At 63.5% G+C, this 12687-nt stretch carries 10 protein-coding genes; 3 read left to right on the top strand and 7 right to left on the bottom strand.

Features of this window, described 5'->3' with window-relative positions:
• Positions 1-1161: a fumarylacetoacetate hydrolase family protein gene (locus V8P77_RS22685; protein WP_335914361.1), complete on the bottom strand. Its 1161-nt coding sequence runs from the start codon at positions 1159-1161 to the stop codon at positions 1-3.
• A gap of 367 nt (positions 1162-1528) precedes the next feature.
• Here V8P77_RS22685 and V8P77_RS22680 point away from each other — a divergent pair, with 367 nt between their 5' ends.
• Genes V8P77_RS22680 through V8P77_RS22670 form a run of 3 tightly spaced genes read left to right on the top strand, consistent with a single transcriptional unit; the run spans position 1529 to position 4076 of the window.
• The gene (locus V8P77_RS22680; RefSeq protein WP_335914360.1) at positions 1529-2539 is read left to right on the top strand and encodes a Gfo/Idh/MocA family protein; all 1011 of its coding nucleotides are present in this window, start codon (positions 1529-1531) and stop codon (positions 2537-2539) included.
• Positions 2540-2549: 10 nt separating this feature from the next.
• Complete coding sequence (locus V8P77_RS22675) at positions 2550-3647, top strand: Gfo/Idh/MocA family protein (protein WP_335914359.1); 1098 nt, start codon at positions 2550-2552, stop codon at positions 3645-3647.
• Between the two features lie 18 nt (positions 3648-3665).
• Positions 3666-4076, top strand: coding sequence for a VOC family protein (locus tag V8P77_RS22670; RefSeq protein ID WP_335914358.1), 411 nt, complete (start codon positions 3666-3668; stop codon positions 4074-4076).
• A gap of 97 nt (positions 4077-4173) precedes the next feature.
• On the opposite strand, the gene atzF is transcribed toward V8P77_RS22670, so the two are convergent.
• Genes atzF through V8P77_RS22640 form a run of 6 tightly spaced genes read right to left on the bottom strand, consistent with a single transcriptional unit; the run spans position 4174 to position 12649 of the window.
• Entirely contained in the window at positions 4174-5979 is a 1806-nt protein-coding gene (gene atzF, locus V8P77_RS22665; RefSeq protein ID WP_335914357.1) for an allophanate hydrolase, read from the bottom strand.
• Between the two features lies 1 nt (position 5980).
• Positions 5981-9520: an urea carboxylase gene (gene uca / locus V8P77_RS22660; protein ID WP_335914356.1), complete on the bottom strand. Its 3540-nt coding sequence runs from the start codon at positions 9518-9520 to the stop codon at positions 5981-5983.
• Positions 9521-9523: 3 nt separating this feature from the next.
• Entirely contained in the window at positions 9524-10174 is a 651-nt protein-coding gene (locus tag V8P77_RS22655; protein ID WP_335914355.1) for an urea amidolyase associated protein UAAP2, read from the bottom strand.
• 11 nt (positions 10175-10185) lie between these two features.
• Complete coding sequence (locus V8P77_RS22650) at positions 10186-11007, bottom strand: urea amidolyase associated protein UAAP1 (protein ID WP_335914354.1); 822 nt, start codon at positions 11005-11007, stop codon at positions 10186-10188.
• On the bottom strand, positions 11004-11834 hold the full coding sequence (locus V8P77_RS22645; RefSeq protein ID WP_335914353.1) for an ABC transporter ATP-binding protein: 831 nt from the start codon (positions 11832-11834) through the stop codon (positions 11004-11006). The genes V8P77_RS22650 and V8P77_RS22645 overlap by 4 nt, the downstream gene beginning before the upstream one ends.
• Positions 11831-12649: an ABC transporter permease gene (locus tag V8P77_RS22640; RefSeq protein WP_128440153.1), complete on the bottom strand. Its 819-nt coding sequence runs from the start codon at positions 12647-12649 to the stop codon at positions 11831-11833. Before V8P77_RS22640 ends, V8P77_RS22645 begins: the two co-directional genes overlap by 4 nt.
• Positions 12650-12687: the final 38 nt, after the last annotated feature.

Here is a 12687-nt window from a genome sequence, read left to right as displayed (position 1 = left end):
TTAGAGCAGTCCGCGCTTTGCCAGATTGCTCATCAGCGCCGAAATGCCGAAGGTCCAGGGCGGGCATTCGGTGGAAAGGCGCACGGTGTTGACGAGGGCGCCGAGGCCTGCCGAGGAAATCTCGACGACATCGCCGATCTTGTGGGTGAAGCCTTGCTTCGGCGCGTCGCGGTCCTGCGTCGGCGCAAACAACGTGCCGAGGAAAAGCATGAAACCGTCAGGATATTGATGATGGGCGCCGACCGTCTGCTTGACGAGATCGGTCGGGTCGCGGCTGATCTGTGACATCGAACTCTTGCCATGCAGCACGAAACCGTCCTGGCCGGTAACTTTTAGGTCGAGTTCGGCCTTGCGTACATCATCCAGGCTGTAATCGGCATCGAACAGGCGGATGAAAGGACCGATCGAGCAGGAGGCGTTGTTATCCTTGGCCTTGCCGAGCAACAGTGCCGAGCGGCCCTCGACGTCGCGCAGATTGACGTCGTTGCCGAGCGTCGCGCCCTTGATTTCGCCGCGGCTATTGACCGCGAGCACGACTTCCGGCTCGGGATTGTTCCAGGTCGAGATCGGATGCAGGCCGACATCGGCACCCCAGCCGACGGAGGAGAGCACCGGCGCCTTGGTGAAGACTTCGGCGTCCGGCCCGATACCGACCTCGAGATATTGCGACCACATGCCTTCGTCGATCAGCGCCTGCTTGACCTTGGCCGCCTCCGGCGAACCGGCCTTCAGATTGGTGAGGCTGCCGCCGATCAGCGTGCTGACCCGCTCACGGATCGAGGCGGCGCGTTCCGGACTGCCGGCCGCCTTCTCCTCGATGACGCGCTCGATCATCGACTGGGCGAAAGTGACGCCGCAGGCCTTGACTGCCTGCAGGTCGACGGGCGCCAGGAGATACGGGCGCGTTTGATCCGGAGCTCCGGTACTGTTGGCGGCGATGTCCGCCAGCGAGCCAACCGCCTTGCCACTTGCGGCGCGGACGAAGGCGGCGGCATCCTGCCGCTCGAGCAGGGCGCTCAGCGTCGGCGCCTCGCGCGACGTGATGTCGACGAGCATACCCTCGCGCAACATCACAATGCTCGGTCCCTGCACTTCGGGATTCCAGATACGACCGACAAAAAGACCATCCGAAGTGGCGACATCGAGCAGAGGTTGAGACATGGTGATCTTCCGTCACAGGCGAGCGGGAGCGCTCTTCAAAACATTGCGGGGTGTTGCCGCCCTCCAGCCCGGCGGCAGCCGAAATCGATCACATTCATGGAGATGGGGCAAGATGCGTCGGGGAAAAAGACTTTCGCCTGATCGGGTCAAGCGGCGGTCTTCCTCGGGAATCCAATTGCAAAAGCCCACAAAATAACTATTTAGATACAAAATTACTGTTAAATTTCAAATATTTATATACAGGCCGTGCCGATTTTGCCCTCCATCTCACCTTGACAGGAGCCGGCTTTCGTTATCTGTTTTGCCCAACATGGAGGAAGGCTGTCGTCAGGCGGCCACACGAAAATCCCAGGAGGATATTGCAGCGATGTTGAGATTTGCCGTCGTCGGAATCGACCATGGGCATACGTTCGATCACGTGAAGGGATTGCTGGCCGCAGGCGGCGAGTTTGTCGGCTATTGCCCGCAGACCTCGGTGCCGGCATTGCGCGAGGCCTTCGAGAAGACCTATCCCGACGCGCCGCAGATCGACCGGGAAAAGCTGTTCGACGATCCGTCGATCGACGCCATCTGCATCTCGGCGATCCCGCGCGATCGCGCCGGTCTCGCCATCCGTGCGATGAAGGCCGGCAAGGACGTGATGACCGACAAGCCCGGCGTGACGACCTTCGCCCAGCTTGAGGACGTCAAGAAGACCGTTGCCGAGACCGGCAAGATCTTCTCGATCTGCTTTTCCGAGCGCCACTGCGTGCGCTCCGCGGTCAAGGCCGGCAAGCTCGTCGCCGAAGGCGCAATCGGCAAAGTGATCCAGACGCTCGGCGTCGGCCCGCACCGGCTTCAACTGCCGACCCGGCCGGACTGGTTCTTCGATCCCGAAGCCTTCGGCGGCATCATCGTCGATATCGCTTCGCACCAGGTCGACCAGTTCCTGTTCTATACCGGCTCGACCACAGGCGAGGTCATTGCCAGCTCGATCGGCAATTTCGGCATGCCCGACAAGCCCGCCTTCGAGGATTTCGGCGAAGTGCTTCTGCGCTCCGACAAGGCGGCGGGCTATGTCCGTGTCGACTGGTTCACGCCGGAGGCGCTGCCGACCTGGGGTGACGGGCGCCTGACCATCCTCGGCACCGAAGGCTACATCGAACTGCGCAAATATATCGATATTGCCGGCCGGCCAGGCAAGGATCACCTCTTCCTGGTCAACGGCAAGGAAATGACCCATATCGATTGCAGCGGCGAAAAGCTCGATTATTTCGACGCTTTCACCGCCGACGTCGGCAACCGCACACAGACGGCGATGACCCAGGATCACGTTTTTGAAGTCTGCCGTCTTTCGCTCGAAGCCCAGGCGAAAGCCGCGCGCATCGGCGCTCGCTGAGGAGGATATCATGACCAGAAAATTGCGCGTCGGTGTCATCGGCGCAGGCATCGCTGCGCGGCATCTGGCCGGCTTCGGCTGGAACAAGGAGCTTTTCGAAGTCCCCGTGCTCTGCTCGCTCGACGAGGAACGCGGCAGGGCGCTGTGCGAGGAGTACGACATTGGCGAATACACGCAGGATGCGGATGCGCTGTTTGCCCGTGACGATCTCGACATCATCGACATTTCGACGCCGCCGAGCTCGCATTTCGAACTTTGCCGCAAGGGCATCGAATCCGGCAAACACGTGATCTGCGAGAAGCCGCTCTTCGGCTCGATCGCCGAGGTCGACGAGATGGGGCGCATCCTCGATCGTTACCCCGGCAGGAAGCTGATGCCGATCTTCCAGTATCGTTACGGTTCCGGCCTGCAGAAACTGAAACTGCTGATCGAGCGCGGCCTGGCCGGCAAGCCGTTCCTGACGACGATCGAGACACATTGGTGGCGCGGCCCGGATTATTATGCCGTGCCATGGCGCGGCAACTGGGCGAGCGAACTCGGCGGCGGCCTTCTCGGCCACGCCATCCACGCCCATGACGTGCTGAATTATGTACACGGTCCCTGCGCCGAGGTGTTTTCCTATGGCGCCACGCTGGTTAATCCGATCGAGGTCGAGGATACAGCAGCCCTTTCGGTGAAGATGCGGAATGGCTCGCTGGCGACGCTGTCGATGACGCTCGGCTCGCGCAAGGAGATCTCGCGGTTGCGCTTCTGCTTCAATGACCTCGTCGCCGAAAGCATCATCGAACCTTATACGATGGGCCGTGATCCGTGGACGTTCGTCGCCGGGACAGAGGAACACCAGGCGCGGATCGACGAAGTGCTCGCCGCCTATGTGCCTGGCGAGGATGGCTACACCCGTCAGTTCGAGCTCTTCCACAAGGCGATCGTCGAGGACACCGACCCACCGGTGACATTGCAGGATGCCCGCAATTCGCTGGAACTGGTAACGGCCGCCTATTTCTCGCAGCGAACCGGACAACCGACGCCGATGCCGATCGCCGCCGATCATCCGCTCTATCGCTCCTGGCTGCCGGCAGGGGAATGGCGTGCTGCGGCCACCGTCTGAATCGGGAAGGGCGCTCCGATGCTGAAATCCTTCGAGCATGTCGGCATGACGGTCAGCGACATGGACCGCACCGTCGATTTCTACTGTGGCCTGCTCGGCCTCAGCCTCGTGCTGCGCAAGACGATGGCGAATGGCATGCAGGTCGCGTTCCTCGATGCAGGCGGCGGCATGCTGGAGGTCTTTGCGCCGCCCGGCGGCGCGTCGAGAGCGGTCGACGTGCCTGACGATACGGCCGGCGTCCGCCACCTCACCTTTCATTTCGACAGTGTCGACGAGGCCTTCGCCCGCCTTGAACAGGCGGGCGTCGAGATCAAGGAGCGGCCGCGCTTCGCCGTCCACTCCGAGATGCTGAACAAGATCGCCTTCGTTCGCGATCCCGACGGCATCATCGTCGAGCTTGCCGAACGCTCTCAGAGCCGCCAGGGCTGACGCCGGCGCCGCCGATCGCTTCGCTGCGGGCGATCAGACCGTCCTGCAGCAGATCGATCAGGCGCCGGATGAGCTTTGCCGCCATGCAAGGCTCTCCTCAGCTCGCCAGCTTGGCGCTGATATAGTTGCGCCAGCCGCCAAGCGCGGTGATTTCCTCGGCACCTTTCACCGCATGGGCCTCGCAGACGAAGCCGGAGACGCTGGAACCGTCTTCGAGCGTGAGCTTACCGATGCCGAGGGGTGCCGGAATCTTCTGGACGAACCTGCCGAAAGCATCGGCCGGCAGTGCCCAGACCTCGACCTCCAGCCCCTGACCCTTATGGCCGGGTTCGCGCAGCAGCCCCGGTTTCGCTGGTGTGGTATTGGGCAGAACGAAGAGGCGATAATCGCTGGCCGTGCGGCAGGTCTTGACCAGACGCCCGCCCGAGCCTGCCAGTTCGTGATTGAGCGGCATGCCGGTCAGATGCGCACCGACGACCGCGATTTCGATGAAACCGTCATCGCCAGGCACGACACGACTTGCTTCGGGGATCGCCGCCTGCCGATCGATGCCCATGCCGGAACCTGCCGCGCGGTGCAGCGCATCGGCAAGTGGGGCCAGCGCATCGTCGGTGAAGGCGGGCGCGATGACGGTGACGCCACCCGGCAGGCCGTCTTTGCCGAAACCGGCCGGAACGGCGATCGCTGCGCAATCGAGCAGGTTGACGAAATTGGTGTAGCGGCCGAGGCGGCCGTTGAGCACGACGGGATTGGCCAGCATGTCCGCAACGGTGTAGGTGGTCGGTGCGGTCGGTAGCAGAAGCACGTCGGCCTTTTCCCATTCGGCCTCGGTCTTGCGGCGCAACTCCTCCAGCCGGTATCGGCCGTTAAAAGCCTCGACCGCGGTCTTGCCCTTGGCGCCTTCGATAATCCCCCGCACCGTCGGGTCGAAATCGGCCGCGTTCGTTGCGAGGAAGGTCTCGACCGCCGCCAGGCGTTCGGCGACCCACGGCCCGTCATAGAGAAGGGCGGCGGCCTCGCGGAATGGCGCGTAGTCGAACGGCACGATGGTTGCGCCGAGTGCTCTGGCCCGCTCGATCGCCTGATCGTAGAGCGCCTCCACCTCCTTGTCGCCGAAGAACTCCCGCTCGGCATCGGTCAGGACGCCGATGCGCAAGCCCGACACCGGCAGGTTCGCCGGTTTGGCGCGACGCGAGAAAGCATCGGCGGCATCGAAGCCTTCGGCGACCTTGCGGATCGCGACGCCGTCGCCGACGGTAGCGGCGAAGATCGTGATGCAGTCGACGCTCTTGCAGGCCGGTATGGCGCCGGTATTCGGCAAGAGACCCGGCGTCGGCTTGATGCCGACCAGATTATTGAAGGCGGCCGGCACGCGGCCGGAGCCCGCCGTATCGGTGCCGAGCGCGAAGGCCGCGAGGCCGGAGGCGACCGTGACCGCCGATCCGGAACTCGAACCGCCGGAGATATAGGCCGCATCGAAGACCGAACGCGGCGCGCCATAGGGCGAGCGCGTGCCGTTGAGGCCGGTTGCAAACTGGTCGAGATTGGTCTTGCCGATGATGATGGCGCCGGCCGCCTTCAAACGGGCAACGACGGTGGAGTCCGCCTCCGGCCGATACGCATAGGCCGGGCAGGCCGCGGTCGTCGGCAGGCCGGTGGCATCGATATTGTCTTTCACGGCGAAGGGAACCCCCCAGAGCGGCAGACTGTTTGCCTCAGGCGCGCGTGCCATCAGGGCTTTTGCGGCAGCGCGCAGCTCCTCGTCCGGCACCGGCGTGATGAAGATTGCCGGATCTTTCGAGACGGCACGCCGCGCGATCACCTCTTCGATGGCGTCGAGCGGCGTCAGGCCGGATTGATAGGCGGCGCGAAGGCTTGAGAGATCGAGGATCGTCGGCAGCATGTCAGCATTCCTCCAGAACGACGATGATATCGCCGGCTTTGACGTTTCTTCCCGGGCCAGCGCGCAGATCGCGGACGCGGCCTGCCGCATGGGCGGTGACGTTGATTTCCATTTTCATCGATTCGATGATGGCAAGTGTATCGCCGGCCGCAACCGAGGCACCCGGCTCGACCAGCAATTTCCAGATATTGCCGGGCACGGCGCTGGCAACCCCGAAGCAGCCGTCGGGAATATCCCCATCCGGACTTTCGCCCGTGCCTTCGTCGGTGACGAAGCTGTCGAGCCCGGCTTCCTCCCAGCGCTGGCGCTCAGTATCGAAGGCGGCCTGCTGTGTTGCCTTGAAACGGCCGATCGACGCCGCGTTAGCCTGCAATTCCCTCTCATAGGCGGCATAGGAGAATTCCGTTTCCTCGATCCTGATCGGATAGCCGCCATGCGGGAAGGCGGCGCGCGCCTCCGTCAATTCCTGATTACTAACAGGGAAGAAACGGATCTGGTCGAAGAAGTTCAGCAGCCAAGGTTTTCCCTTGGCAAAGGCCGGCGTCTCCCGCCAAGTGTTCCAGACCTGAATAGTGCGGCCAAAGAGCTGGTAGCCGCCCGGTCCTTCCATGCCATAGATGCACATATAGGCGCCGCCGATGCCGACCGCATTTTCCGGCGTCCAGGTGCGGGCGGGATTGTATTTCGTCGTTACGAGACGGTGGCGCGGATCGGTCGGGGTCGCAACCGGCGCGCCGAGATAGACATCGCCGAGTCCCAGCACGAGGTAGCTGGCATCAAAGACGATATCGCGGACCGCCTGTTCGTCGGGAAGACCGTTGATGCGGCGGATGAACTCGATATTCGACGGGCACCAGGGCGCATTCGGGCGCACCAGCTCCTGATATTTGCGCATGGCAAGTTCCGCATCCGGATCGTTCCAGGACAGCGGCAGATGCACGATGCGGCTCGGCACCGTGACCTCCTGGGCTGCCGGAAGCGTCGCCTCGATCTCGCAGAGCAGCCCCAGCAGGCGCCGGCGCGTCAACTGCGTGCCGTCATAATGGATCTGCAGGGAACGGATGCCGGGGGTAAGGTCGACGATGCCGGGAAGGCGAGCCTCGATGACCGCCTGCATCAGCAGATGCACCCGCAGCCGAAGCGCGATATCAAGCGTCATCGGCCCGTATTCGACGAGCAGGTTGTCGTCGCCCTGGCGGCGATAGACGACCGCAACCGGTCCGTCCTCGCTGGTGCCGACGATCGGCGAACCCGTCTCTTCCGCGACCCGCCGTACCGCTGGACCAGCGACCGGGTCTTCCGGCCGCACGACTGCATGAAAACGGATGCGGTCGCCGGGCTTGAACTGGCCCATCTTCCACTGCTCGTCGCGGGCAATCACCACCGGGCAGACGAAGCCGCCAAGGCTCGGACCGTCAGGACCGAGAATAATCGGCATGTCGCCGGTGAAATCGATCGCCCCGATCGCATAGGCATTGTCGTGCAGGTTGGAGGGGTGCAGCCCCGCCTCGCCGCCGTCGCTGCGCGCCCAAACCGGGGCCGGACCAATGAGCCGCACACCGGTGCGGGCGCTGTTGAAATGCACTTCGTAGGCCGTCGAGAACAGCGTCTCGATATCGTTATCCTCGAAGAAATCTGGCGCGCCGTGCGGGCCGTAGAGCACGCCGACATCCCATTCGCGCGTCAAGGCGGCGGGCTCCGTCGCGGGTATCACCGGTTCGGTCGGCACGTGGCGGGCAAAATGCAGCACATGTCCCGTCTTCAGCGTACCGGTGGCGTTGCCGCCGAACTGGCCGAGGCCGAAGGTCGCGCGTGAACCGAGCACAACGGGTGCGGCAAAACCGCCGGCGACGGCGAGGTAGGCCCGCTGTCCTGGTCCTTCGATCGTACCAATCGACAGAACCTGACCGGCGCGGATCAGTACTGGCGCATCGTGCGGCAACTTTATGCCGTCGCATGTCATCGCCATCCGGGCGCCGGCAAGCGCGATCGTCTGGTCGGCATAAAACCGCAATGTCGGGCCGGAAACCGTCAGTTCGAGCGCAGCCGTCACGTCGGCATTGCCGACCAGCCGGTTGGCATGGCGGAAGGAGCGTTCGTCCATCGGACCGCTTGGCGGCACGCCGACATGCCAGAGGCCGAGCCGGCCCGGCAGTTCCTGGATGCTTGACTGCGCGCCAGGCGCGAGAATCTCGACGACATCCGGAATGAAGGCGAAGTCGCGTAGCGCCGTCGTCGCCACCTTGGCGCCGGCAAGCAATTCGGAAGCGGCGATAGTTCTCAAATAATCGAGATTGGTCTCGATGCCCGATATCGAGGTTTCGGCAAGTGCTGCCTTCAGCTTCTCGATTGCTGCCGGCCGGTCTTTCGCCGCCACAATCAGCTTGGCAAGCATCGGATCGTAGAAGGGCGTCACCTCGGTTCCCGTCTCGATCCAGCCGTCGACGCGAGCATTGTCAGGGAAGACGACCTCGGTCAGCAGGCCGGCACTCGGGCGGAAATCGGCATGCGGCATCTCGGCATAAACACGCACCTCGATCGCCGCACCCTTCGGCGTCAGGCCCCTAGCCCCCGAGAGCACGTCCTCGCCGGCCGCCTGCCGGATCATCCATTCGACGATGTCGATGCCGAAAACGGCTTCCGTGACAGGATGCTCGACCTGAAGGCGGGTATTGACCTCAAGGAAATAGAATTCCTCGCGCTGGGGATCATAGATGAATTCGACGGTGCCGGCCGATTCATAAGAGACCGAGCGTCCCAAATCGACAGCCGCCTTGTGCAGCCGCGCCCGTATCTCCGCGGAAAGGCCAGGGGCAGGGGTCTCCTCGACCACTTTCTGGTTTCGCCGCTGCAGCGAGCAGTCGCGTTCGCCGAGCGCAATCACTCCACCCTTGCCGTCGCCGAAGATCTGCACCTCGACATGGCGCGCTTCGGCAACGAAGCGCTCGATATAGACGCGCGCATCGCCGAAGCTGGCGCGCGCGGTGCGCTGCACGCTTTCAAAGGAGGCCGTGAGGCCTGCTGCATCGGCGCAGAGCTGCATGCCGATCCCGCCGCCGCCAGCCGTGCTCTTCAGCATGACGGGATAACCGACGGTTTCTGCGGCCGAAAGCGCCTCTTCGACGCTTTGCAAGAGATCGGTGCCGGGCAGCAGCGGCACGCCGCTCGCTTTCGCCAGTTCGCGCGCCGTGTGCTTCAGGCCGAAGGCCGAGAGATGTTTCGGCCGCGGGCCGATGAAGGCGATACCCTCGGCGGCGAGCCGCTCGGCAAAGCCGATATTCTCCGACAGGAAGCCGTAACCTGGGTGAACGGCCTCAGCGCCCGTCGCCTTGCAGGCGGCGATGACGGCATCGACGTTCAAGTAGCTTTCCGCAGCGGGCGCCGGACCGAGGCGGACGGCCTCGTCGGCGGTCAGCGCCGGCATCGAGAAGCGATCGGCATCGGAGTAGACGGCGACCGAGGCGATGCCCATCCTCTTCAATGTCCGGATAACCCGAATGGCGATTTCGCCGCGATTGGCGATAAGGACCTTGGTGAACATCGATCAGTCCTCGCCGTCCCAGATCAGCACCCGGATCGGCGTCGGATCGAAGCCGTTACAGGGATTGTTGATCTGCGGGCAGTTGGAGATGACGCAGAGAACGTCCATCTCCGCCATCAGCTCGACGTAGTCGCCCGGCGCGGAAATGCCGTCGACAATGGTCATCTCGCCGTTCGGCTTGATCGGCACGTTCATGAAGAAATTGATGTTCGGCACGATGTCGCGCTTGCTCATGCCGTGCTTGGTCACCTCGATCACGAAATTGTCGCGGCAGGCATGCAGGTATTTCGTGCCGTGGCCGAAACGCACCGTGTTGCTTTCGCAGGAGCAGGCGCCGGCTGATGTATCGTGCCGGCCGCAGCTGTCGGCCGTCATGACAAGCATGACGTTGCCTTCGTTCGAGATGATCTTCGTGCCGGTGCCGATATAGGCGCCACCTTGCGCCCGCATCGTATCCTGGTTGGAATAACGCTCGGCAAAGTCATCGGCGCGATAAAATAGCGTATCGATTGCCTGCTGGCCGTAGCTGTCCTCGATGCGGATGGTCTGGCCCTTGCGCACGATGCCGGACCACGGCGCTTCGGCCGGGATGAAATGGTCCTGCACGGCGTTTTTGAGGCTGCGCGAAGCTGAAGTCTTGGTGAAATCGGTCATCGTCATCCCCCTCAGGCCAGCATCGAAGCGTTGTTCTCGAAGCCGCGAAGGGCTTCGGCGGTTGCCGTGTGCGAGAGGTCGTCGGCTGCAGGCGCAGGCGCACGAAAGCGCGTGACGATCACCGGCTTCGGCGCATAGACCGGGTCGGGATCGAGCGGATGCGGGCAATTCGAGAGGCCGACGATCATGTCCATCTCGGCGCGCAGCTCGGCATAATCACCGCTGTTGGAAAGCTTGCCGCGCCAGTGGAAGCCACCGTCATCATCGACGCGGACGGGAGCGAAGAGATTGAGAATCCCAGGGATATCGCGCCTGGTGAGGCCGAGCTTGCCGGCGACGAGCACGAAATTGTCGCGGGTGTTGCGGGTCTTGACGCCAGGATATTTTGCAGCGTTCGAAGCTGCCGTCGAGCCGCCCATCAGGCAGTCATGGGCGCCGGAACTATCCTCGATCAGCGAAAACATCACCCGGCCCATATCCGAGAAGATGACGCGGCCCTTGCCGAGGGCGGTTGTCCACTGCACCTTGACCGTATCGACGAGATTGAGCCGTTCGCTGGTGTCGGCAGAGTTCCAGGCGACGAGCGCCACGGTCGATCCGCCTTCGCCCTGATCGATGCGGAGAGCCTCGCCGCGCTTCAGCGCGGTCGACCAGTACCAGCCGCCGGGGATGGTTTCCTGATGGATGATCGCAGCCGCATCGATGGCGGGGGCGGGAAGGGGGCTCGGCGCCGGCAGGGCCTTTGGGGCAAATTCCAGCCCCCTCTTCTGATGTTCCTCGTAGCGCTGCCGGTTGGCGGCAATTTCTTCGGGCGAACGTCTGACATGCATCATGGTTTTTCTCCTGACGGACTGGAAGCCAGGTCGTCCCGGCAAAGGCCCAGAGAAATGACCGGGCCGTCCCGGTCGGGGCTGAAGATGGAGGGCGCGCCGGCAAGCCTGGGCGGCCAGATGGAAATGTCCTTGGTGATCGTCGCGCCATAGCGCTCCTTTTCCTCCGGGCGGTCGCGCTTGCGCTCGAAGGCGACGACGCGCGTTGCCAGCGTGAAGGCCTCCCGCATGTCGTGCGTCACCATGACGACGGTCATCTGCGTTTCGTGCCAGAGGCGCTTCATCAAGGTGTGGATTTCGGCGCGGATGCCGGGGTCGAGCGCGCCGAAAGGCTCGTCGAGCAGCAGCACTTTCGGCTCCATGATCAGGGCCTGCGCCAGCGCCAGGCGCTGCTGCATGCCGCCTGATAGTTGCGCCGGATATTTGTCCTCGGCGCCGGAAAGGCCGACTTCGGCAATCAGCCGCCGGGCTTCGTCGATGGCGTCGCGGCGGGCGGCGCCGAAAAGCTTGGCCTTGTAACGGGACGCCGAGAGTTCCCGCCCGAGCAGCACGTTTCCGAGGACGGTCAGATGCGGGAAGACGGAGTAGCGCTGGAAGACGACGCCGCGATCCGGCCCCGGCTCCTGGGGTAGGGCTTGCCCGTCGAGCAGGATCGTTCCTCGCGTCGGCCGCTCCTGGCCGAGCAGCATGCGCAGGAACGTCGACTTGCCGCAGCCGGACGGGCCGACAAGGGCGACGAAGGCGCGCGAAGCGACGGTCAGCGACACATCTTCGAGGACGATCTGGTCGCCATATTCCTTCCAGACCTTTTCGATCACCAGCTCGCTCATGCCTGCTTCTCCAGCTCAGACCAGGGGAAGACAGCAATGCGGATGCGATCGAGGATATAATTCATGATCACAGCGAGCAGCGTGATCCAGACGACATAGGGAAAGATGATGTCCATCGAGAGATAGCGGCGGACGAGGAAGATGCGGTAGCCGAGACCGGAATCCGACGAGATCGCCTCGGCCGCGATCAGGAACAGCCAGGCAGGGCCGAGCTGAAGTCTGAGGCAAGTGATCAGCCGCGGCAGGATCTGCGGCAGCACCACACGAAGGCCGATCTGCCAGGAGGAACCACCGAGCGTTTCAGCCTTGACGATCTGTTCGCGCGGCAGCTCCAGCGCCTTCAGCGCAAGGTCGCGGATCATCGTCGGCGCAACGCCGATGACGATCAGCGCAATCTTCGAGGCTTCTCCGAGCCCCATGGCAATGAAGAGGATCGGCAGCAGCGCCAGCGGCGGCACCATCGAGATGACGGCGACGAAGGGGGAGAGCAGCGCCCGGAGATAAGGCAGCATGCCGATCAGCATGCCAATCACGAGCGCCGTGATGGTCGAAATGCCGAGGCCGGCGAGCAGCCGGATGAGGCTCGCGCCCGTATCGGACCAGAGCAGATATTGACCGGTGCGCGGATCGGCGATGAAGGCCAGGCGGTCGATCGCATCGGCAAAACCGGCAAGACCGGGCAGCAGCTTGTCGTTGGCGTTTTCCGCCAGCCGCGCCGCCGAGCCGAACGTGTAGGCAACGATCAGCAGCACGAAGGGCAGCAGCGTCAAGGCAAGCTGCGCGCCCCGGCTCGGCCTCGTGTTGATCCAGCGCATAGGGAAAGCTCCGCTGATGAAGGATGGCGGCGCGGTCC

The organism is Rhizobium aouanii (assembly GCF_037002925.1).
In the GTDB taxonomy this organism is placed as follows: domain Bacteria; phylum Pseudomonadota; class Alphaproteobacteria; order Rhizobiales; family Rhizobiaceae; genus Rhizobium; species Rhizobium aouanii.
The sequence above is the reverse complement of the archived record's forward strand: the minus strand, read 5'-3'. Positions and strand labels throughout refer to the sequence as shown.